Genomic DNA, 22,354 nt, shown 5'->3' with positions numbered 1-22,354 from the left:
TCAGCCGAGGGTCCAGGGCCCCAGCCACGAGCCGCCGCTCCACGCGACGCTCTGCACGGACCCGTCCCCGGCGACGTAGAACGCATCGAGCTTGTCCGCGGAGCGGCTGACCACGCTGATCTTCGACAGCGCGCGCGCGCCCGGGATGGACCACCAGCCCGCCCAGGCGCCCCGGGACGCATCCCAGGCCGCGGTGTACACCTGGGTGTCGGTGCCGGCCGTGAAGATGTCGAGCTTGCCCGGCGAGCGGCTGACCGCCGTGACATGGCCCCCCGGCCGGGTCTGGCCGCCCTGGATGTGCCACCACCCCTTCCAGGACGGCGACGAGGGGTCCCACGCCGCGCTCATGGTGCGGCCGGCCGCATCGGCCACGAAGATGTCGATCTGGTCCTGCGCCTTCGACACGGCCGCGACGTGGCTGCCGGGGATCGCCGTCAGGCCCTCGATGGGCCACCAGCCCCGCCAGCTCCCGCCGGCGGTCCACGCAGCGGTGTACACCTTCGAATCGGTGCCGACCACGAAGGCATCGAGTTGCCCTTCGCGGCGCGAGACGGCGGTGACGTGTCCGCCGGCGCGCGTGCGCATGGCGCGCAGCGGCGTGCTTTCCGGCCAGAGCGTGCCTGCCCCCGCCTTGCTGTCGGCGCGGGACACCAGCACGCCGCCCTGCCGGTCCGTGTAGAAGGCGTGGACCATGTCGGCCTTGCACGAGACCGCATGCACCGCCGCACCCGGAATGCCCTGGAACGCGGGCTCGTTGCTCCGGCCCGCGATCCACCACGCGGACCAGCGCCCGCCGGCTTCGCGGATGCGGAAGTACAGCATCCCGTCGCGGCCGATCGCCAGCACCATCGCGCGATCGGAGCCCGCGATCCTGGCCGATGCGACCGTCGCGTGGGGCGCCGCCGTGAGCGTGTCCAGCGGCTGGCGCGAAACCCATCCCGTCGCAGGTTCCCAGGACCTGGAGCCGATGCGGTCGTCCTGCAGCGAGCGCGGCGCATCGACCACCAGCAGCTTGTCAGTCCCCGGACACGTCACGCTCACGCTGCGTTCGCCCGCGGCCGGCTCCAGGCCGCGCACGCGCGAGAAGGCGTTGCTGAACGTGGTGGACTGGCCGCTGGCCTCGAACAGGCTCGCCTTCCAGTTGTCCAGGCCGGCGCCGTACAGCGTGCGCACCTGGCGTTCGTTCACGGTGTTGAACTGGCCCCAATGCGGGCGGCCGCCGTACGCCATGGCCTGTTCGTGCACCCAGCCGAGCCAGGCCTCGTTGTCCGCCAGGCCCGTTGCGGTGGTGGCCTCGATCGACATCGCATGGGCGCCGGCGACGTTGTGCATCGACAGCGTGGCGCGCGACGCGCGCGAAGGCCGCACCGAGATCCAGCCGGCCTGGCTGTACCTGGGCGCCGCGTCCAGGATGACGCGCAGGAACTGCAGGTACTCGGGCCGCGTGGCATCGAACACGACTTCGATGCCGTCGCCGGTGTACGACTTGTTGTGGCTCGCCGCCCGCGTGCCGCTGGTCACCAGCCAGTGCGGGCCCCGGCGACCTTGCTCGATCGCCGGCTTGAGCTGTTCGTTGAGGATGTGCGTCAGGATGCCGCGCACCGCGTGTGGGCCCAGGGGGTTCTCCCACAGCCTGTTCATCCCGCAGGCGATGGCGCAGCCGGGGGCATCGACCGGCGTCGGCAGGTTGAGGTCGACCGGGTTGGTGGTTTCCCAGCGCCGCTGCAGGTAGAAGTCGTCGCCGTCCTGGGAGTTGAACAGCAACTGGAAGAACGGCGGATCGGTCCGGTTCAGCGCGGCGCCTTCGACCAGGCCCGCCGGAGGCGGCGTGGTGGCGGCGAGGGCGAAGAGGGCCGCGAACGGGTTGGGCTGCCTGCGCCCTTCATCGAGCTTGTCGAGGACGGCCTGCACCGGCGGCCGCGTGATGACTTCGACCACCCGGAAGGCGCGGCGCACTTCGAGCACCATCGAGTAGATCACGCCGAAGCGGCCGAAGGAGACCACCGCGGCGTCGAAGACCTCGTCGCTGCGCACGATCCGCGTGCCGGCACAAGGCAGCACTTCGCGCAGCCTGGCGTCCGTGGTGACGGGTTGCGACGCGCGCTCGATCCAGAGTTCCTGGCCCGTGGCCGTCACCAGGTGGATCGCGCGGACCATGTCGGGCAAGGGCGGCTGGTTCCATTCGCCTCCGTGCGTGGAGGTCGAGATGACGCCCGCCAGGCTCTGCCCGTTCGCCCCGCCCAGCGTGGGAAAGGCCAGTCCCAGGGAGTCCAGGATCTCGGCGGCGCGCCCGACTTCCACCCCCGCTTCGAAGTGCACGAGTTTCGTCGCGCCGTTCGGGTCGGCCTGGCGCGCAACCCATTCGTCGTTCAGCGCCGAAGGCCTCCCGCCCACGACGTAGGACAGCTGGCTGCACAGCGACTGCAACCCGACCATCCACTGCGCCGAAGCCGCCATGTCGGTGTTCGCCCAGCCGCTGCCGACCGGGTGCAAGGCCTTCGCCTGCAGGCTGGCCTGCGCCACGACATGCACCAGCTGCTGCAGCCCCGAGGGCGATTGCATCGGCAGCTCGGGATGGCCCGGGACCATCGGCGTGAAGACCCGCTCGACGGCCACGTGCGTGCGGCCGCTCCAGTTGGACCACTGCTGGTCCTGTTCCGTCCGTCCGAGGAAGCTCGGTGCCTGGCAGATCATCGCGCGCTCCTCACAAGGGCCCCGGCGCGGGCTCGGCCGGCAGCGGGGTGCCGTAGTGCGCGCTCGATGCGTCCCAGGGCGTGTTGATCATGGGTTGCCAGGGATGCCCCTCGAACTGCTGCCACGCCCGCTCGATGCCGGCGGGCATGCAGGCCGCGCCGTTGCCCACGGCGAGCCGCGTCCGGCAAAGCTCGCGCAATTCGCGCTTCTGCTCCCGGAGGACCTGGAGGGCGTCCGTGTGCCCCGGCCGCTGGATCCCGGCGTTCGCGAAGCCCCATTTCTCGGAGGACATCAGCTGTCCCTCCGACCGGTGCTCGCCGGGGCCCCAGATGTCGAGGCGCTTGCGCACGATCTGGTCGCTCAGCTCGAACAGGCGCCTGCGGATGGCGTCGTCGGGCTGCATCACGTCGTATGCGCGCATGTACCCGTAGTCCATGCTGATCTGCACCAGCCCGGGGTCGACGGCAAAGAGGTTGTGGACCTCGAACGTGGGGGCGATCATCTTCGTCGGGCAGTTGAAGCCGCGGTGCGGCAGGTAGTCGTTCAGCTGTCCCTCGTCCATGATGACCTCGACGGACCGGCCGAGGATCGGCAGCAGCGTCGCCGTGTTGTAGCTGCCGGGAGCGACGCCCAGCGGCGAGGGCACGATGGCGACGATCGAACTCGCGCCGGCCAGGTCGGCGGCCGCCAGCGGCAGGTTGTCGCGCGTGCCGCCGTCGAGGAAGGTGCCCGACGCGTTCACCACCGGCGCGAAAGCCACCGGGATCGACGCGGAGGCCTGCACGGCATCGAGCAGGGGCATCTGCGCGCTGGTGTCGATGAAGCGGCCGGCTTCGTTGACGTAGCGCGTCCGGCCGCTGTTCAGGTCCAGCACCGAGATGCGCAGGGTGATGCCCGAGCCCCTCACCTTGGCGGGATCCACCGTCGCGTCCAGCCGCCTTCGCACCGGGTCGAACAGGAACAGGGCGTTGCCGGTCTCGACCAGCCGCTTGATCTCGGTGATCAGCTTGCCCAGCGCCAACCCGTTCTGCAGGCCGCACATCAGCACGTCGAAGATCGTGAACAGGCCGAAGGTCGAGACGCCCTGCGTGAACACCTGCTTCGAAATGCCGATCGCGATCTCCGCCTCCGGCCCGATCCACGGGTGGTGGTACTCCTCCACCTGCAGGCCGAGCATTTCCGAGAGCTCGAAGAACTGCTGCGGCAGGATGCCCATCGTCTTCCACTGCGTCAGGATGTTCACCACCCATCCCGTGGGCTCGAACATGTCCGAGGGTCCACGCAGCCCGAGCCACATGGCTTCCAGCTGCGGCAGCGCCGCCGGGCCTTCCGCCAGCTTCACCGCGTTGAGCGATCCCGCGGACGAGCCGGTGATGATGTCCGGGCTGAACTTGAACACGTCGTACAGGCAGCGCACCGCGCCGACTTCGAAGGAGGCCTTGCTGCCGCCGCCGGACAGCACCAGCGCCGCGCGGTCCTTCATTTCGACCTTCAACGTCGCCTGCGTCGAGCCGCAGGTGTTCGTGGCCGTGAGGGTGAATCCGTCGCTCCAGGAGGTCGTGCCGGACAGCGGGCCGAGGTCCACGCTGCCCTTGGGCGGCAGGGTGCCGGCCACGCCGGGAAGCTGCGGCGCCGCGCCGGTCTTGCGCAGCTGGACCCCCTGGGTGTTCTTGACGTCCCACGCGAGGCGCAGCATCCCCCCGGGGCGCACGTACACGGTCGCGGAGTTGCCGTTGCCCGTGAAGGCCGTCACCTTCGGCGGGCCGCCGTGGAAGACGTTGAACGCGGTCTCGTGCAGCGCGGCGAAGCTGTGGCCCGAGAAGCGGGACAGGCCCTGGACCACGCGTCCCGCTCCCGGGCCGAGGCATGCATCGGCAGCGGCGCCGAAGGTGTCGAGCGCGCTGGCCAGCGAGGTCGCGCCGTTGGAGCTCATCCCGAGCAGGCCCACCGGCCCGTCGCCGACACCCACCGGCGCGACGACCTCGATCAGCGTGTCGCTCCACGAGGTCGGCTTCGCGGTGACCTTGCCGCCCTTGTAGGCCGTGAAATACAGGGTGGAACCGGCCGGCTGCGAGGCGCCGAACCCGGTCCCGCCGATCGAGACGAGTTCGCCGGCGCACCCCGAGTCCGGCTGGATCCTGGAGATCTTCAGGTTGCCGCTTTCCGCCGTGAAGCCCGCCGCGGCCTGGCCAAGCTGCGCGAGCCCTTCGTGGACTTGCCCGACGCACGTGTTCCGGATCAGGTCCTTGTACGGCAGCAGTTCCGCCGGCAGTTCGAAGCCGATGTCGAGCGGGTCGCCGAAGCGGCCCCAGTTGCCGATCAGTTCCTGGCGGATCGTCGTGTTGACGGGGTCGACGCCGAAGCCGATCTGCACGATCGCCTCCACGGCCTCGGCTGCCTTGTCGCCCAGCGCCATGGCGAGCGCCGCGGAGGTCATGAGCGCGGTGAATCCATGCTGCCGGCGCGCGGGATCGTCATCCAGCGCGCCTTCCTTCGGCGCTCGCAGCCACGCGCCCGCACCGAGGAAAGCGTCGCCGCCCCCGAATTCGCGGTGGATGTGGAGAGCGACCTCCACCTGCCGGCTGCTGCCGGCGATCGAGGCGAACGACGCGTGAAGATCGCCGGACGCGGGCCGGCTCGCACCGAAAAGGACACGCAGCGGCGCGGCCAATGAACGGGCGTCGTCGACGCGTGCGTCCCCGAGGATGTCGGACATTGCCCGGCGCATCGACGCCTGGACCTTGAAATCGATTGGCATGTGTTCCTCCTGAAGTCGTTGGTCGGGATTCCCTACAACGCACTTCAGGACACACGCGAATCGAACGGCGGCATGCTCGCGTGACGGCAGCCCGCTCGAACCGGGGGCTGGCCGTGACGCCCGAGTGTCAGCTCAACACCCGCTGCCGCCTACGCTCAAGATGCATGAATGGTGTCTTGATGTAACGCGCCGCCCGGCGGTCGTGCGTCAGGCGGCACCGGCGATCTTCCGTCGCACCACCGCGAGGAACTCGCTCCGCTGCTCGGGCGAAGCGAACGCCCGGTCGGGAATGACGTGGGCGGTGTGCTGCGCGACGTACACGGCCACGAACCCGGGCCGCGACACCGCCTTGATCACCCCGGGCCAGAAGAAGTGCGACTCGTTGTAGCGGGTCGCCTCGTACAGCGACCGGTCGGAGACCTCGATCGCATGCGTGGTCAGGTGCGTGCGGTTCTTGCGGGACACGAGAAATGCCGCGATGAGGGCGAACTGCGCGAGCCAGAGGCCCGCATACCAGCCGCATGCGGCAAAGGCCGTCGACGTCGCGTTGTCTCCCCCGCTGCCGGCGATGAGCGCCGCCAGGCCGAGGAACATGAGCTGCAGCAACGGCGAGAAGAACTGGTGCGCCGCCGCGAACAGCAACATGTCGGCATAGGTGAGGCGGTATTCCAGCCGCATGCCGTCCCGGAACGACGTCTCGGCGACGGGGACCGCCGGCGGGGTGAATCGGGCACTCACTCGCAACTGAGCGGAACGCCCTCGAAGATCCGCCGGATCGACTTCGCGAGCAGCGGATAGCGTTCGCCCTGCGACTGCAGGCGCAGCTGCACGCAGGTGGCGCCGAGGCGGCGCGCGCCCTGCAGGTCGAGGTCGATGCGCAATCCGGTCGGCGCGAGGTGCACCGCCGTCACGTGCCCGTAGGCGGAGCGGACCTGGTCGGAGAGCTCGAGGTAGGGCGCGTCATCCTCGCCGGGCTGCAGCGCCCTTTGCAGGATCAGGTAGGGCGGTTCGCTTCCGGCGCAGCGCGCGGCGAAGGCGACCGTGAGGACGCCGTCTTCCTCGGTGCAGGACACGGTCTCCGCCTGCAGGCAGGCCGGTGGATGCAGGTGCAGGGGCATGGCTAGCGTGGACAGGTGAGGGCGACCCGGGGGGTCGCGGAATCCGCCGGCGGGCAGCCTTGTGCCTGCCGCCGCGCGGCGTGGAGGTCCGACAGGAACCGGGCGACCTTCGTGTCGACTTCCTTCATCTGCCGCTCCGATTCGGGGTACCACTTGATCCAGGTCCCGTCGTCCTGCTGCACGGCGATGAAGTCCTGGCCCATCGCGGCCAGCACGCGCTGCAGGTGTTCGGTGGCTTCGGGATCCTTGTGCTTGGTCATGACCTGGCGCGACAGCGTCAGCTGGATCGCGTCGACCTTCGCGTCATCGGCGCGCAGGTAGGCGAGGCCCACCATGCCGTCGTGCGGCGGCGCGTCCTGGTGCTGCAGGCCGCGCCGGGTCATCAGCGTGCGCAGGTCCTGCACGTATTCGGCGTCCGTGCTGTAGAAGGATTTCTCGCGGTCGTCGCCGCGCATGCAGCCGGCCAGCCCCGACAGGGCCAGCACCAGCGCGACGAAAGAAGCGGTCAGCGGACTTCTGGACACACCACGGCTCCTCCCCAGCCGCAGGAGCGACCGTAACGGAGGGGCGCGGGCTTGCCAATGGCCGGGGTTGCGCGCGGCCTACAGCCAGCGCCTGCGCCCGACAGGCGTCCGGATTCGCTGGCGGAGCGGCGGCGCCGGCGCGGGCGCCGAATTCGGGACAATACGGCCCATGAGCGAACCCACAGAAAAACCGCCCCTTCCCGACCACCTGTCCGTCGACCCCCGCAGCCCGCACCACGATGCCGCCGCCTGCGAGCACGACATCGGCATCCGCTTCAACGGCAAGGACCGGCACGACGTCGAGGAGTACTGCATCAGCGAGGGCTGGATCCGCGTGCCGGCCGGCAAGACGCTGGACCGCAAGGGCAAGCCCCTGCTGATCAAGCTGAAGGGCAAGGTCGAGGTTTTTTACCAGTAGGCCCCGCGCCTTCCTATCGCACCTGCGCGCTTGCCGCGCGCTTGGCGTACGACTGGTAGGCGGGCAGCGCGATCGCGGCAACGATGCCGACGATCGCGATGACCGGGACGATCAGGCCCAGGATCTTCACGCCGGTGGTGTTGGGCGGCGGCGGCGCGCCGTAGCGGTTGCTGCCCTTGGTGCCGGAGCCCACCAGCCAGATCAGGTTCACGATGGGGATGAGGGAGAGGATGACCGTCCACCCCGACCAGTCCATGTCGTGGCTGCGCTGGATGGTCTTCACGATGACGAACCAGAAATAGGCGAGGCCGAGGCTGGCGGTCAGCAAGGTGCCGATCAGCTCCATGCCCATGCCTTGCAGGAAGCCGCCGATGAAGACCGGCACGATGATCGCGAGGTAGCCGACCATCATGTGCGCGAGGTAGCGCAAGCGGCCGATGCGGCCGCTCGGCGACCAGGTGCGGACCGGCTGGACTCCCTCGTCGACTTCGTAGCGATCGGCCACGTGGGCCTGCGGCGGCGCGTAAGGATTGGCGTTGGCCATTTCTCTCTCCTCCTTGTGAAAACCGTGGCTACAGCAGGCCCGCCCGCTTGACCGCGTGGTAGCGGTTCACGAGCGCGGCGGGCAGCTGCGAGGGCTCGACATCCAGGGACAGCGCGTCGTTGCTGGTCACCTGGGCGAAGGCGTCGCGCCGGCCCTGTTCGAAGAGGTGCGCCGCGGCGGTGACCACCGCATCGTCGGCGGTCGCCAGCGGCTGCTGCGCCAGCGAGCGCAGCACGCTTTCGCGCAGGCTGGCCACCATCACCAGGTGGTTGCGGCGCAGCAGGCGCACCGCGGGCTGCAGCTCCGGCGCGTCCTCGTCGCGGAAGTTGGTCAGGATGATCACGAAGGCGCGCCGCGGGAAGTGCAGCGTGAGGTCCTGCGCGGCCTGCAGGTAGTCGGAGTGCACCGGCGCGGCCTCCAGGTCGTACAGCCGGTTCATCAGCGCGTTGAAGGTGTGCACGCCCTTGCGCGGCGCGTAGTCGCGGCGCTGCCCCGGCAGGTTGCCGAAGGTCAGGGCGCCCACTTCGTCGCCTTCGCGCAGCGCCACGTAGCTCAGGAGCATGAGCGCGTTGAGCGCGTGATCGAAGTGGCTGCCGCCGGCGCCGCTGCCGGCCTCGTCCGCGCGCATGCGGCGGCCGCAATCGAGCAGGAAGAACACGCGCTGGTCGCGCTCGTCCTGGAACTCGCGCACGATCGGCCGCGAGTGGCGCAGCGTCGCCTTCCAGTCGATGTGGCGCACCGGCTCGCCGCGGCGGTAGTCCGACAGCTGGCGGAAGTCCGTGCCCTGGCCGCGCGGTGCATAGGTCTTGATGCCGATCTGCGAAAGGCGCCGGTCGCCGGCCAGCCAGGCGTAGCGCGCGACGGTGGCGAAGTCGGGATACACGCGCGAGGACTGCGGCTGCGCGACCTGGAACAGGAACTGGAAGCCGCCGCCGAGGCTGCGGCACAGCACCTGCACGGCCGGGAACTGCACCGGCCCGCGGCGCGTGGCCCGGACGGTGTAGCGCACCGTCGCGCGGCTCGAGGGCGGCAGCACGATGGACTGCGGCAGGTCCTCGAAGGTGAAGCGTGGATCGGGCTCGTCGAACACCACGAGCTGCCAGGCACGGCCTGCGGCCTGTTCCAGCTCGATCCGGACTTCGGCGGGCACTTCCAGCGAAAAGGCCGACGGCAGCGAGCGGGTCACCTTCACCTGCGCGTCGCGCCAGGCGCGCTGCGTGCGCAGCAGGTCGGCGAGGGACCACACGAGCTGGGCGAGCAGCCCGGCGCCCGCCACCGCCGCCACCTGCAGCACCGGCAGGCCCGCCAGCAGCGCAGCGATGGCCGCACAGGCGAGCAGCACCAGCGCGGCGAGCGCGGCGCGGGTGGGCAGGACGGCACGCAGCTGCATCGTGCGGATCAGAGGCGCGGCGCCTCGACGCTTTCGACGGCGGCGCGCAGCAGTTCGTCGACCGAGCGGCCTTCCAGCTGCGCCTCGGGCGACAGCAGCACGCGGTGGCGCAGCGCCGGCAGCGCGTGGCGCTTCACGTCGTCGGGCGTGACGAAGTCGCGCGCCTGCAGCAGCGCGTTGGCGCGGGCGCAGCGCACCAGCGCGATGGCGCCGCGCGGGCCGGCGCCGGCCGCGAGGCCCGGCCACTGGCGCGTGGCGCGCGTGATGCGCACGGCGTAATCGAGCACGCGGTCGTCGGCGCGCAGGAAGCCGGCCATGCGCTGCACCTCCTGCACCTGGGGGGCCTGCAGCAGGGGCTCGAGCCGGTCCAGCGGCAGCTGGTTGCCGGCCTGGTGGTGGGTGCTGCCGCGCACGATCGCGGTCTCCTCGTCCTGCGTGGGATAGCCGATGCTCACCTTCAGCAGGAAGCGATCGAGCTGCGCTTCGGGCAGGGGGTACGTGCCTTCGGTGTCGATCGGGTTCTGCGTGGCCAGAACGATGAAGGGCTGCGGCAGCGGCAGCGTGCGGCCTTCCAGCGTCACCTGGTACTCCTGCATCACCTCCAGCAGCGCGCTCTGCGTCTTGGCTGGCGCGCGGTTGATCTCGTCGGCGAGCAGCACGTTGGTGAACACCGGGCCCTGGTTGACGCGCAGGTTGCCGACGCCTTTCTCGCCCGCGTTGAAGTCCAGCACGGCGTGGCCGGTGATGTCGGTGGGCATCAGGTCCGGCGTGAACTGGACGCGCGCGAAGGACAGCTGCATGGCCTTGGCGAGCGCCCGCGCCAGCAGCGTCTTGCCCAGGCCGGGCACGCCTTCGATCAGCACGTGGCCGCTCGCGACCAGGGCGACCAGCGCCTGGTCCACGGCATCGGCCTGGCCGACGACGGCCTTGCCGACTTCGCGCCGCAGCGCCGTCATCAGTTCGGCCGCGCGGACCACGTCTTCGGCTTTGATTTGGATGTCGCTCATGGTTGCGATGCGTAATGGGAAGTGGAGAGATGGAGCCGGCGGCGCGCCAGCTCCAGCAGTTCGAGGTCGGCCGCCAGCGGGGCGCGTTCGGCGCGCGACACCAGGGCGGTTTCCAGTTCGGAGGCCGGCAGGTTCGTGGCCCTGGCGATGCGTTCGACGGCGGCGCGGCCGCGCAGCAGGGCATACCCGGGAAGCCGCGCGCGCGCCGTTTCCTGCAGCGCGCGGACCTGCGCCTGGTGCAGCGCCGAGGGGCCGTGGTGCTGCAGGAAGGAGCCCGTGCCCGCGACCTGCTCGCGCATGGAGCGGCGCTGCAGCGGCGGAACGACGCCCAGGGGCCCGAAGCGCACCATGCCGCGCCACAGCCACGCGGCGATCGCGAAGGCTCCCAGCAGCACGGCGGCCCAGCCCTGCTGCCAGATCCACAGCAGCAGCGGCGGACGCGCCTCGTCGGGCACCACCCACAACAGCTTGCCGCGCTCCACCTGCAGCGCCCGGGCCACCAGCGCCGCGTGATCGCTGCGCGTGCGCACGACCTCTCCGTTGTTCAGCAGCGAGCGCGGGCCGTACACGGTCACGCTGCCCTGGCCGACGGGGAGGCGCACCAGCTCGATGCCTTCGGGGCCTTGCACCTGCCAGGTCGGCGGCGCGGCCGCGGGCTGGAGGTTCAGTTGCTGCCAGTGCGGCCACGCGCACACGCGGTAGCTGCCGGCGTCCGCCAGGCCGGGGCCCGAGCGTTCCGCGACATCGCGGCACGGATCGTCGCGGTCCTTGCGGGCGCGTGCCGCATCCTTCGGCTTGGGCGGCCGCTTCTCGCCCTTGACCGGCACCCAGGACGTGATCTGGTCGTTCTGCAGCGCCGACGCGGCCAGCACGAGGTGGCCACCGGCTTCCACCCACTTGCGCACCTTCGCCGGCCGCTCCGGGAACATGTCCCAGTACGGAGACTCGAGCAGCAGCACGGCGCCGGGCGGCGGCATGCGGTCCAGCGTTTGCTGCTTTTCCACCCGGGCGCCGAGCTCGCGGGCGAGCCGCTCCAGCGCGAAGAATTCGTTCTGCAGCGCCTCGCCCTTGCGCGGCGTGTCCACCTCGATCTCGACCCACTCCGTGGCCGTGACCAGCCACAGGCCGAAGAGGGCCAGCAGCACGATCACCACCCAGCGGATCACCGTCGACTGGCTCATGCCGCCGCCTCTGCGAGGTGCACGTCGAAGTCCTGGCACAGGGCCAGGGCGTGCGAGGCGTCGGGCAGCCGCGCACCGTACACGGCCAGCTGCCAGGCGCCCACGAGCCGCGCGAAGAAGGCGCTGCGATGGGCGTCGAGCCGCTGCTCCGCGAGCTCGACGCATTCGCCTTCGGTGCTGGCGGCGCGGATCGGGACGGCATGCGCGTGGACCAGGCGCGAGAGCGCGCCGCGATACAGCAGCGACAGCGCCGCGCGATGGTCGCCGCGCTGCCACAGTTTCGCGGCCGCCGCGCCGATCGCCTGCGGCAGGCTCTCGGGGCGGATGTCCAGGCTCTGCACGTGGCTGGGCGGCGGCGCGCGATGCGCATGCGACAGGCCCTTGCGCACCTGCAGCCAGCGGCGCAGGCCCACCAGCAGCAGCGCGATCGCCAGCATCCCGGCGATCCACATCAGCACGCGCGCGGTCTCGCTCAGCCAGCGCCCGAGCTTCACCAGCCAGTCCCAGGAGGAGGAAGCCTCCTCCTTCTTCTTGTTCTTGTCGGTGTCGCGCAGGCGCAGGGTGGAGGTGTTGCGCTTGCCGCCCAGGTCCGGATGCTGGCGCACCACCGCCGCGGCCCGCTCCACCTCCTGGCGCGTCGGCGGTTCGGCGAGCGCGGGCGGCAGCGCCAGCGCGAGGGCCAGGGCCAGCAGCAGCTCACGCGAACGCACGGCGGAACTCCTGTTCGATGTCCCAGGCTTCGAGTTCGACGCGCCGGTTCAGGTACATCAGGAAGCCGGCGGCGACGAAGAAGGGCTCCACCAGCAGCACCGCCAGCGCGTAGGCGAGCGCCTGCGACAGCGTGCTGCCGATCGATCCGGACTCGGTGAGCCAGGTGAACACGTGGCGGTGCGTGCCTTCCGGCGCGAACCACAGCATCAGCGAGACCAGCCCCAGGTACAGGACGACCTCCACGTTGGCGAACACGAACTGCATGCCCCCGGCCGCGCCGCGCTTGCCGCGCAGGATCTGGGCGCGACGCTGGCTCGCCGCCTTGCCGCGCTGGCCTTCGAGTTGCAGCACGGCCTGCGTGTAGCTGCGCCAGGGCGACAGCCGCTGCAGCGTGAGCGAGCCGGCCAGGCCGCGCCACCAGATCGCCGAGCGCTGGGCCCACAGGTCGGACCAGCGCGTGGCCTCGCCGAACACCGCGCGCGAGAGCACGAACAGCAGGCTGCGATCGAGCCAGGGCTTGGCGCAGAAGATCACGAGCCAGGGCAGCCAGCCGGCGATCTCCGCCGTCGCGAGCGCCACCGCGAGCAGGCCGGCCCACAAGGGCAGCCACACGCGGGCGATGCTGCGCGCATGCGTGTGCACCAGCAGCACGCCCAGGTCGACCGCTTCCGCCATCGGGCGCGGACGCAGGCGCACGGACAGCGCGTCAACCTGCATGGGCCTCCTTCGCCGGCGTGCCGCGGCCCTGGAATGCGAGGTAGCCGAGGACCAGCGCCCAGCACGCGGCCGCCACGCCGTACTTCACCAGCGGCGGCACCCAGCGCGCCGACGACCAGAAAGCCTCGAGGGCCGCCGCGACCAGCAGCATGCCGACCACGCCGTAGACGATCACGATCGCTTCGCGCGCGGCCTCGCGCAGCGCCTGCAGGCGAGTGAGCCGGCCCGGCGCGAGCCAGGCATGCCCGAGGCGCAGGCCCGCCGCGCCGGCGAGCACGATCGCGGTGAGCTCGAAGGCCGCGTGCGTGACGACGAAGGACAGGAAGTTCTCGCCGTGGCCGCGCACGACGAGGTAGCCGCCCACGGCGCCCGCGAACAGGCCGTTGAACACCAGGAAGAAGGCGCTGCCCACGCCGGCGAAGAGGCCCGCGGCGAAGCACTGGAAGCCCACGCCGATGTTGTTCATGATGTAGAAGCCGAACATCTGCCAGTCGGTGTCGGCGTCGCGTTCGCGTCCCAGCGGCCCTTCGCCCTGGCCGTACATCTCGTCGAAGCGCTGCACTTCGTTGGCATCGAGCAGGTGCAGGATGAAGCCCGGGTCGTTCCAGCAGGCCCAGCCCAGCGCCAGCATCGGCAGCACGAACAGCAGGGTGGCGGCCAGCACGTAGCGGCCATGCGCACGCACGGCCCGCGGGAATCCGTACAGGGCCAGGGCGCGCAGCGAGGACAGCTGCAGCGCCTGGCGGCGGTAGATCAGGCGATGCGCGCGGTGCGTCGCGGCTTCCAGCCGCTGCACCAGGTGCACCGGATAGGCACGCGCCTGCGCCAGCGCGAGGTCCTCGCAGGTGCGGCGGTAGAGGTTGGCGAGCCTTGCGCCGTCCCACAGGCGCCCGCTTTTCGCGTTGCCCTCGGCAGCCGCCAGCAGCTGTTCCAGTTCTTCCCAGCGCGGCGCGTGCGCCGCTTCGAAGTGCGCGGGACTCATTTCGGGACGGCCTCGCGGTGGCCGAGGATCCAGTGGGCGACGCCCAGGAGCTGCGGCGATGCCGCGCTCGTGCCGGCGGTCGAGACCACCGGCCGCGCCAGCTGCGCCAGCTCCTCGAAGCGTTCCGGCGTGAGGCGCGGCGCGCGTCCCGCCCATGCCACGATGGCGACCTGTTCGGCCTGCGTCAGCGGGCGCGCGGGCCGCTGCGGCGATGCCGGCGGGATCCTGCCGTGCAGGCGCACCGGCTCCGCATAGACCACCAGGGTGCCGGCGGCGAGGTCGCCGAGGCGCTTGAAGTCGGGCCGCAGCAGCAGGGCGGCGACGCCCGCCGCATAGAGGAAGGGCAGGAAGTCGGCGGCGCGCAGCAGGTTGCGCACGACCGAGGCGCCCGGCGTGACCGGCAGGCCCGATTCCATCACCACCTGCAGTCCCATCACCCGCTTGCCGGGCGTGGCGCCGCCCCTGGCCAGCTCGAAGGCGATCGGATAGCCCCACTCCAGCAGGAAGTAGGCAATGAGCAGGAAGGCCATGCCGAGGCCGCCCGCGACGCCGGCGATGGTGATGGCCACGAAGAACACCGCGATGCGGATGCCGAAGTCGATCAGCCAGGCCTGGCCGCGGGCGACCAGGCCCGCGGGCCGCAGGGCCAGCGCGATGCCTTCGGGCGTTTCGGCGTGCTGCAGCGTGTCGAGCGGCGCGCCGGGCAGCGCGGGGTTCACGCCTTGACGACGATGGTGTCCGCGACGACGTCGTGCAGGCAGCGACGGTTGGAGCGGAAGATCGTCAGGCAGTCGACCAGGCCGTAGACCTGGCCGAGGACGGGCAGGATCGTCGCCACGTAGCCGAGGAGGTAGCGCAGCCCGAGCACCCGGCCCCAGGACGCGAGGCTGCCGTCCGGTCGCGTGATGCGGATGCCCAGCGCGAACTTGCCGACGGTCTGCCCCCGCTTCACGAGCAGGTAGCCGTGCAGCAGCACGAAAGCCCCGAGGCCCACGGCGATGCTCGCCACCGGCGTGGGCGTCCACATGGTCATGTTCGGGTCCACCGCCCAGGGATCCCAGGGCAACAGCTTGCCGGCGACCCAGAACGACGCGAAGGCGAGCGCACCGTCGATCAGCAATGCGCCGAAGCGCTGCCAGCGGGTGGCGAGCAGCGGTCCGTCCGATGCGGCATCGACGTCGGCGACGTGCGCTTGCGGCGGCGCATAGCGCGCGTCCTGCACGGTTTGTTCTCCGTTGGCCACCGTTTCCCCTCCCAGGCTACGTGTTGTATCGCGCATTCTGGGCCGCGGCTTCGCGCGTGGACAAGGACAGATCGCACGCCGGCGGGACTTCCGGGCCCCATGTGTGGCAGGGATGCTGCGAACTCCCCCGTTTGGAGGAGCCCGCGCCGGTGCTTCAGCCGGTGTTGCGCAGGCCCGCGGCGATGCCGTTGATCGCCAGGTGGATGCCGCGGCGGCCGCGTTCGTCGGTGTCGCCCCCCCGCCAGCGCCGCACCAGTTCCACCTGGAGGTGGTGCAGGGGATCGATGTAGGGGAAGCGGTGGCGGATCGAGCGCGCCAGGGAGGCATTGCCCGCCAGGCGCTGCTTCTCGCCCGTGATGAGCGCCAGCGCATCCACGGTGCGCTGCCACTCGGCCTCGATCGCGCCGAAGATGCGGCGGCGCAGCCGGGCGTCCGGCACCAGGTCGGAGTAGCGCGAGCCGAGCGCGAGGTCGCTCTTGGCCAGCACCATGTCCATGTTGGAGAGCAGCGCCTTGAAGAAGGGCCACTGGCGGTACATGCGCTGCAGCAGCGCGGATTGCTCCTTGCGGTCGCCCGCGGCCAGGAAGGTTTCGACCGCGGAGCCGAACCCGTACCAGCCGTTGAGCGTCACGCGGCTCTGGCCCCAGCTGAAACTCCAGGGGATGGCGCGCAGGTCCTCGATCTTCTGCGTGGCCTTGCGCGACGCGGGCCGCGAGCCGATGTTCAGTTCGGCGATCTCGCGGATCGGCGTGGCGTGGAAGAAGTAGTCGACGAAGCCGGGCGTGTCGTACACCAGCGTGCGATAGGCCTTCATGCTGGATTGCGACAGCGCTTCGGCCGCCTGCAGGAAGGATTTCGGCGCGGGCTTGGTGGGCTGCAGCAGCGTGGCTTCCAGCGTCGCCGCCACCAGCGTCTCCAGGTTGCGGCGGCCGATCTCCGGGTTGGCGTACTTGGAGGCGATCACCTCGCCCTGTTCGGTGAGGCGGATCTGCCCGCGCACGGTGCCGGGCGGCTGCGCCAGGATCGCCTGGTAGCTCGGCCCGCCGCCGCGGCCGACGGTGCCGCCGCGGCCATGGAACAGGCGCAGCTGGATGTCGCTCGAATTCGCCAGCTGGTCGAACAGCTCCACCAGCGCGATCTCGGCGCGGTACAGCTCCCAGTTGCTGGTGAAGATGCCGCCGTCCTTGTTGCTGTCGCTGTAGCCCAGCATGATGTCCTGCTCGGCGCCGGAGCGCTGCACCATCTTCGCGATGCCGGGCAGCGCGTAGAACTCGCGCATGATGGGCGCGGCCTGCCGCAGGTCCTCGATGGTCTCGAACAGCGGCACGACGATCAGGTCGCTGATGGCACCATCGTCCAGCGTGCCGTGCAGCAACCCGACTTCCTTCTGCAGCAGCATCACCTCCAGCAGGTCGCTCACCGCCTCGGTGTGGCTGATGATGTAGTGGCGGATCGCCTGCCGGCCGAAGCGCTGCAGCAGCACCCGCGCGGTCGCGAAGATCGCCAGTTCCTTCTGCGCATGCGCGCTGTAGTCGTGCGCGAACACCCGCAGCGGACGCGCGTCGCACAGCATGCGCATCAGCACTTCGCGCTTGCCGGATTCGTCGAGGCCGCGGTAGTCCGCATGCACGCGCGCGGCGGCGAGCAGTTCGGCCACCACTTCCTCGTGCTGCTCCGAGTTCTGCCGCAGGTCGATGGTGGCGAGGTGGAAGCCGAACACCTCCACCGCGCGGATGAGGGGGTGCAGCCGCTGCTGCACCAGCGCCGCGCCATGGTGCGCGAGCAGCGAGTCGCGCACGGTGCGCAGGTCGGCCAGGAAGTCCTCCGCGCGCAGGTAGGGGTTCTGCGGCGGCAGCACGTGGCGCGCGGCATCGCCGCCGGTGTAGTCCCTAAGAGTGGCGGCCAGGCGCGCGTACATGCAGTTGACCGCGCGCCGGTAAGGCTCGTCGCTGCGGTGCTCGCCGTGGTCCGGCGAGCCGTCCGCCAGCGCCTGCATCTGCGGGGTCACGTCGACCAGCAACGCCGACAGCGACAGCTCGCTGCCCAGCCAGAACAGCTCGGTGAGGTAGTGGCGCAGCGCCACCTCGCACTGCCGGCGCAGGGCGTAGTCCAGCGTTTCCGCCGTGACGTTGGGGTTGCCGTCGCGGTCGCCGCCGATCCACTGGCCCATGCGCAGGAAGCTCGCCACCGGATGCTGCGCGCCCAGGGCCTGTTCCAGCTGGCCATAGAGCTTGGGGATCTCGCGCAGGAAGGTGGCTTCGTAGTAGCTGAGGGACGTCTCGATCTCGTCGGCCACCGTGAGCTTGGTGAAGCGCAGCAGGCGCGTCTGCCACAGCTGCAGCACGCGCGCGCGCATGCGCCCTTCGTTGGCGGCCAGCTCGCGCGGCGCCAGCACGTCGCGCGGCAGGGCGCGGGCCTTGATCTCGTCGCGCTCGGTCAGCAGGCGGGCGATGTCGCGCTCCGCATCCAGGATGCTCTTGCGCTGCACTTCGGTGGGGTGCGCGGTGAGCACCGGCGACAGGTAGGCATGCGCCAGGGCCTGCGAGACGTTGCGCGCGTGGATGCCGCCCCAGCGCAGGCGCGCGAGCGCCACCTCGATGCTGCCCTCCTGCGTGTCGCCGGCGCGCTCGTGCACCTGGCGGCGGCGGATGTGGTGGCGGTCCTCCGCGAGGTTGGCGAGGTGGCTGAAATAGGTGAAGGCGCGGATCACGCGCACCGCCATCTCTCCGGAGAGCGACTTGAGCAGCGACTTCAGTTCGCGGTCGGCGGCCTGGTCCTCGTGACGGCGGAACGACACCGACAGCTTGCGGATCCGTTCGACGAGCTCGAAGGTGTCGACACCCTCCTGCTCGCGGATCACGTCGCCGAGGATGCGGCCCAGCAGGCGGATGTCTTCCACGAGGGGCCGTTCGTTGTCCTTGGCACGCCGCACCGGCGGCTGCTCGTTCGGAGCCATGCTTCGCTTCCTCCAGGGGGGATGCGGGGATGCTAGCATCGACCTCCCCTCCCGAATTACAAGCAGGTTACGACGTGAGCCAGTTCACCATCGCCACCCGCGAAAGCCGGCTCGCGCTGTGGCAGGCCGAGCACGTGAAGGCGCTCCTCGAGCAGCGCGGCCACCAGGTGTCCCTGCTCGGGATGACCACCAAGGGCGACCAGATCCTGGACCGGTCCCTGAGCAAGGTGGGCGGCAAGGGCCTGTTCGTGAAGGAACTCGAAGTGGCGCTGGAGGAAGGCCGCGCCGACCTCGCCGTCCATTCGCTGAAGGACGTCCCCATGGACCTGCCGGCCGGTTTCGACCTGGCCTGCGTGATGGAGCGCGAGGACCCGCGCGACGCCTTCGTCGCCAACCGCTACGCCCGGCTCTCCGAATTGCCGCAGGGCGCGGTGGTGGGCACGTCGAGCCTGCGCCGCGTGGTGCTGCTGCGGGCGCTGCGTCCGGACCTGAAGATCGAGCCGCTGCGCGGCAACCTCGACACGCGCCTGCGCAAGCTCGATGACGGCCAGTACGACGGCATCGTGCTGGCGAGCGCGGGCCTGAAGCGCCTGGGCCTCGCCGCGCGCATCCGGCAGGTGTTCGAGCCTTCGGAGATGCTGCCGGCCGCGGGACAGGGCGCACTCGGCATCGAGATCCGCGCCGACCGGCCCGACGTGCAGGCGGCGCTCGCGCCGCTGGCGCACCAGGGCACCTGGCTGTGCGTGGCCGCGGAACGCGCGGTCAGCCGCGCCATGGGCGGCAGCTGCTCCATGCCGCTGGCGGCGCATGCCCGCCTGGACGGCGAATACCTGCAGCTGGCCGCGGCCTGGGGCGATCCCGACGTGCCCGGCATGCTGGTGCGCGCGCAGTCCGCCGAGGTGATCGCCGACCTCGCGCAGGCCGCGCGGCTGGGCGAGGAAGTGGCGGCCCGCCTGCGCGCGGGCGGGGCGCACTGAGGCCGCCGATGGGCGTGGTCGTCACGCGGCCGCTGCCCGAGGCGCTTCGCTGGGCCGGGCGGCTGCGCGAACGCGGCTTCGATCCCGTGGTGCTTCCCTTGCTGGAGATCGCGCCGCCGCCGGACGACGGCGGCCTGCGGCAGGCGGTCGCGCAGCTCGATGCCTATGCAGCCGTGATGTTCGTCAGTGCGAATGCCGTGCATGGCTTCTTCGCGGCCGCATCCGGCTGGGGCGCGCCGCGCGCCTGGGCGCCGGGGCCGGGAACGGCCGAGACCCTCCGCGACGCGGGGGTGCCGATGGCGAGCATCGACGCTCCCCTCGAAGACGCGCCCCAGTTCGATTCCGAAAGCCTGTGGGCGCAGGTGAGCGGCCAGCTGCGGCCCGGCGACCGCGTGCTGATCGTGCGCGGAGCCGATGCCGAAGGCCGCAGCCAGGGCCGCGAGTGGCTCGCGCGGCAGCTCGCGGACGCGGGCGCGCAGGTCGAGACGGTGGTCGCCTACCAGCGCCGCGCGCCGGCCTGGAACGCCGAACAAGTGGCAGCCGCGCAACGCGCGGCAGGCGACGGTTCGCTGTGGCTGTTCAGCAGTTCGGAGGCGGCCGGCCAGCTGGCGCGGCTGCTGCCGGAGCAGGACTGGAGCCGTGCGCAGGCGATCGCCACCCATCCGCGCATCGCGCTGGCAGTGCGCGCGCTCGGTTTCGGGGCGGTGCATGCAGCGCGTCCCGCCTTCGAGGAAGTGGTCGCGTCGATAGAATCGCATCGATGAGTTCGCTGCCGCCTTCGCCGCCTCCGTCCGAGCCCACGCCCGTGCTGACGACCGGCGCGGCGGTCCCGGTCACGCTGCCGCCCGAGCGCGTGCGCACCGCCACCGTCTCGCGCGCGCCCCTGCTGCTTCTCGGCGTGGTGGCGCTGGCGGCGCTGCTCTCCAGCGTGATGCTGTGGCAGCGTCTCTCCAGCATCCAGGAACAGCTCGCGCGGCAGAGCGCCGACAGCGGCGCCAATGCGATCGAGGCCCGCGCGCTGGCGCGCCAGGCGCAGGATCTCGCGCGCGATGCGGCGGCGCGCCAGGCCGTGCTGGAGCAGCGCCTGTCCGAGGTGTCCCTGCAACGCACGCAACTCGAGGAGTTGATGCAGAGCCTCTCGCGCTCGCGCGACGAGAACCTGGTGGTGGACATCGAATCGGCGCTGCTGCTGGCGCAGCAGCAGACCCAGCTCACGGGCAGCGCGCAGCCGCTGCTGGCCGCCTTGCGCACCGCCGACCAGCGTCTCGCCCGCGCCGCGCAACCGCGCCTGGCCCGCGTGCGCGCCGCCATCGCGCGCGACGTCGAGCGCATCCGCGGCACCACCGTGACCGACGTGCCCGGACTGCTCGCGCGCCTGGACGACGTGGTGCGGCAGATCGACGAACTGCCCGCGGCGAATGCGGTACCGGCGCGCGCTCTCACGGAGACGCCGCGCAAGGAAGCTTCCGGCGGCACGCGGCCGTGGTGGGAACGCTGGCGCGACGCCGTGCTGGAGGACGTGCGCGGCCTGGTGCGCGTGAGTCGCATCGACGCGCCGGAGGCGGCGCTGGTCGCGCCGGAGCAGGCCTTCTTCCTGCGCGAGAACCTCAAGCTCAAGGTGCTGAACGTGCGCATCTCGCTGCTCGCGCGGCAGAACGACACCGCGCGCGCCGACCTCGCGGCCGCGGCGATGACGCTCAACCGGTACTTCGATTCGGCCTCGCGCCGCACGCAGGCCGTGGCGAGCCAGCTGCAGCAGGTGCAGGCGCAGGTGCGCTCGGCCGAGCTGCCGCGCGTCGAGGAAACGCTCGCCGTGCTGGCCACGCTGGCCGGCGGGAACGGGAAGTAAGCCGCGATGCGCGCCGCGCTCTGGCTCCTGATCCTGTTCGGCGTGGCCGTCGCCGGCGCGCTGTTCGCCGGCAACAACCAGGGCTCGGTCACGCTGTTCTGGCCGCCCTACCGCATCGACCTGTCGCTCAACCTGGTGCTGCTGATCCTGGTGGGCGCCTTCCTTCTCGTGCACACGGCCATCGGCGCGCTCAACGCACTGCTGGACCTGCCGCGGCAGGCGCTGCGCTGGCGCACGCAGCAGAAGGAGCGGGCGATGCATGCCTCGCTGCTGGACGCGTTCTCGCACCTGATCGCCGGCCGCTACATCCGCGCCCGCAAGTCGGCCGAAGCCGTGCTGGTGCAGGAATCCTCGCTCACCGGCTCCGGCCAGCGGCCGGCCAATGCGAGCCAGCTGCGCGCGATCGCGCACCTGCTGGCGGCGGAAACGGCGCAGGCGCTGCAGGACCGCGCCGCCCGCGAGGACCATCTGCAGCGCGCGCTGGAGCAGGCTTCGGCGCGCGATGCGCAGGAAACGCGCGACGGCGCCTTGCTGCGCGCCGCGCGCTGGGCGCTCGAGGACCGCGATCCGGAAGCGGCGATGAAGCTGCTGCAGGGCCTGCCGCAAGGCGCGGGCCGCCGCACGCTGGCGCTGCGCACGCGGCTGAAGGCCTCGCGCCAGGCGGGCGCCACGCCGGAGGCGCTGGAAACCGCGCGGCTGCTGGCCAAGCACCACGCCTTTTCCGACGTGGCGGCGCGCAGCATCGTCCGCGGCCTGGCCATCGACCTGCTCAATGGCGCCTACGACATCGCGCAACTGCAGCGCGCCTGGGTCGCGCTGGAGCCGGCCGAGCGGCAGATGCCGGAAGTGGCGATCCACGCGGCGCAGCGGCTCGACACGCTGCGCGGTGACGCGCGCGTGGCGCGCGACTGGCTGCTGCCGGTGTGGGAGGAGCAGGCCGAACTGGGCGAGACCCTGCGCACGAAGCTGGTCTGCGCGCTGGAGGACGGCCTCGATTCGATCGATGCCACCTGGCTGGCGCGCATCGAAGCCGCGCAGAAAGCCAATCCGCGCGACGCCACGCTGCAGTACCTGGCCGGCATGGCCTGCATGAAGCGGCAGCTGTGGGGCAAGGCGCAGCAGCTGCTGACGCAGGCGGCGCTGGGCCTGCAGGACCCGGTCCTGCATCGCAATGCCTGGCGCGCGCTCGCGGAGCTCGCGGAGCAGCGCGAGGATGCGCCGGCGGCGGCGCAGGCGTGGAAGAGGGCGGCGGGGGAATAGCGCTTCGCGCGCGTCGGGGTTCGCC

General features: G+C 71.2%; 20 protein-coding genes. 5 read left to right on the top strand and 15 right to left on the bottom strand.

The genetic code is table 11. The features are described 5' to 3' along the window. From VF522_RS24240 to VF522_RS24220, 5 genes are all read right to left on the bottom strand, one after another. Positions 1-2,694, bottom strand: coding sequence for an FAD-binding protein (locus VF522_RS24240; protein ID WP_330910910.1), 2,694 nt, complete (start codon positions 2,692-2,694; stop codon positions 1-3). A 10-nt stretch (positions 2,695-2,704) separates the two neighbouring features. Next, positions 2,705-5,452: a patatin-like phospholipase family protein gene (locus VF522_RS24235; protein WP_330910909.1), complete on the bottom strand. Its 2,748-nt coding sequence runs from the start codon at positions 5,450-5,452 to the stop codon at positions 2,705-2,707. Between the two features lie 207 nt (positions 5,453-5,659). After that, complete coding sequence (locus VF522_RS24230; protein WP_330910908.1) at positions 5,660-6,190, bottom strand: YcxB family protein; 531 nt, start codon at positions 6,188-6,190, stop codon at positions 5,660-5,662. Continuing rightward, the gene (locus tag VF522_RS24225) at positions 6,187-6,570 is read right to left on the bottom strand and encodes an Imm10 family immunity protein (protein ID WP_330910907.1); all 384 of its coding nucleotides are present in this window, start codon (positions 6,568-6,570) and stop codon (positions 6,187-6,189) included. Before VF522_RS24225 ends, VF522_RS24230 begins: the two co-directional genes overlap by 4 nt. Positions 6,571-6,572: 2 nt before the next feature. Further along, complete coding sequence (locus VF522_RS24220; protein ID WP_330910906.1) at positions 6,573-7,094, bottom strand: hypothetical protein; 522 nt, start codon at positions 7,092-7,094, stop codon at positions 6,573-6,575. A 169-nt stretch (positions 7,095-7,263) separates the two neighbouring features. Between VF522_RS24220 and VF522_RS24215 the strand changes: the two genes are divergently transcribed. Then, entirely contained in the window at positions 7,264-7,512 is a 249-nt protein-coding gene (locus tag VF522_RS24215; protein ID WP_330910905.1) for a DUF3297 family protein, read from the top strand. Between the two features lie 13 nt (positions 7,513-7,525). On the opposite strand, the gene VF522_RS24210 is transcribed toward VF522_RS24215, so the two are convergent. The 10 genes from VF522_RS24210 to ppc all read right to left on the bottom strand — a co-directional run bounded on the left by VF522_RS24210 (position 7,526) and on the right by ppc (position 18,243). Beyond that, entirely contained in the window at positions 7,526-8,056 is a 531-nt protein-coding gene (locus VF522_RS24210; RefSeq protein WP_330910904.1) for a DUF805 domain-containing protein, read from the bottom strand. Positions 8,057-8,084: 28 nt separating this feature from the next. Next, positions 8,085-9,446, bottom strand: coding sequence for a DUF58 domain-containing protein (locus VF522_RS24205; protein ID WP_330910903.1), 1,362 nt, complete (start codon positions 9,444-9,446; stop codon positions 8,085-8,087). Between the two features lie 8 nt (positions 9,447-9,454). Further along, positions 9,455-10,453 carry a MoxR family ATPase gene (locus tag VF522_RS24200; RefSeq protein WP_330910902.1) on the bottom strand — a complete coding sequence of 333 codons (999 nt, stop codon included), beginning with the start codon at positions 10,451-10,453 and terminating at the stop codon, positions 9,455-9,457. After that, a complete protein-coding gene (locus tag VF522_RS24195; RefSeq protein WP_330910901.1) occupies positions 10,450-11,634 on the bottom strand; it encodes a DUF4350 domain-containing protein in 1,185 nt (394 codons plus the stop codon). The genes VF522_RS24200 and VF522_RS24195 overlap by 4 nt, the downstream gene beginning before the upstream one ends. Next, positions 11,631-12,344, bottom strand: a complete 714-nt coding sequence (locus VF522_RS24190) for a DUF4129 domain-containing protein (RefSeq protein WP_330910900.1) — start codon at positions 12,342-12,344, stop codon at positions 11,631-11,633. Before VF522_RS24190 ends, VF522_RS24195 begins: the two co-directional genes overlap by 4 nt. Then, positions 12,331-13,062, bottom strand: coding sequence for a hypothetical protein (locus VF522_RS24185; RefSeq protein ID WP_330910899.1), 732 nt, complete (start codon positions 13,060-13,062; stop codon positions 12,331-12,333). The genes VF522_RS24190 and VF522_RS24185 overlap by 14 nt, the downstream gene beginning before the upstream one ends. Further along, positions 13,052-14,044, bottom strand: coding sequence for a stage II sporulation protein M (locus tag VF522_RS24180; protein ID WP_330910898.1), 993 nt, complete (start codon positions 14,042-14,044; stop codon positions 13,052-13,054). Before VF522_RS24180 ends, VF522_RS24185 begins: the two co-directional genes overlap by 11 nt. Then, entirely contained in the window at positions 14,041-14,763 is a 723-nt protein-coding gene (locus VF522_RS24175; protein WP_330910897.1) for an RDD family protein, read from the bottom strand. Before VF522_RS24175 ends, VF522_RS24180 begins: the two co-directional genes overlap by 4 nt. Next, complete coding sequence (locus VF522_RS24170) at positions 14,760-15,266, bottom strand: RDD family protein (RefSeq protein WP_330910896.1); 507 nt, start codon at positions 15,264-15,266, stop codon at positions 14,760-14,762. The genes VF522_RS24175 and VF522_RS24170 overlap by 4 nt, the downstream gene beginning before the upstream one ends. A gap of 175 nt (positions 15,267-15,441) precedes the next feature. Beyond that, positions 15,442-18,243, bottom strand: coding sequence for a phosphoenolpyruvate carboxylase (ppc, locus tag VF522_RS24165; RefSeq protein WP_330910895.1), 2,802 nt, complete (start codon positions 18,241-18,243; stop codon positions 15,442-15,444). Between the two features lie 29 nt (positions 18,244-18,272). Between ppc and hemC the strand changes: the two genes are divergently transcribed. The 4 genes from hemC to VF522_RS24145 are packed head-to-tail and all read left to right on the top strand — an operon-like array spanning position 18,273 to position 22,329. Continuing rightward, positions 18,273-19,220 carry a hydroxymethylbilane synthase gene (hemC, locus tag VF522_RS24160; RefSeq protein WP_330910894.1) on the top strand — a complete coding sequence of 316 codons (948 nt, stop codon included), beginning with the start codon at positions 18,273-18,275 and terminating at the stop codon, positions 19,218-19,220. An 8-nt stretch (positions 19,221-19,228) separates the two neighbouring features. Then, a complete protein-coding gene (locus VF522_RS24155; RefSeq protein ID WP_330910893.1) occupies positions 19,229-19,984 on the top strand; it encodes a uroporphyrinogen-III synthase in 756 nt (251 codons plus the stop codon). Then, entirely contained in the window at positions 19,981-21,069 is a 1,089-nt protein-coding gene (locus VF522_RS24150; protein ID WP_330910892.1) for a uroporphyrinogen-III C-methyltransferase, read from the top strand. Before VF522_RS24155 ends, VF522_RS24150 begins: the two co-directional genes overlap by 4 nt. 6 nt (positions 21,070-21,075) lie before the next feature. Next, positions 21,076-22,329: a heme biosynthesis protein HemY gene (locus VF522_RS24145; RefSeq protein ID WP_330910891.1), complete on the top strand. Its 1,254-nt coding sequence runs from the start codon at positions 21,076-21,078 to the stop codon at positions 22,327-22,329. Positions 22,330-22,354: the final 25 nt, after the last annotated feature.

Origin of the sequence: Ramlibacter sp. (assembly GCF_036383835.1) — a bacterium.
Classification (GTDB): domain Bacteria; phylum Pseudomonadota; class Gammaproteobacteria; order Burkholderiales; family Burkholderiaceae_C; genus Ramlibacter.
The sequence above is the reverse complement of the archived record's forward strand: the minus strand, read 5'-3'. Positions and strand labels throughout refer to the sequence as shown.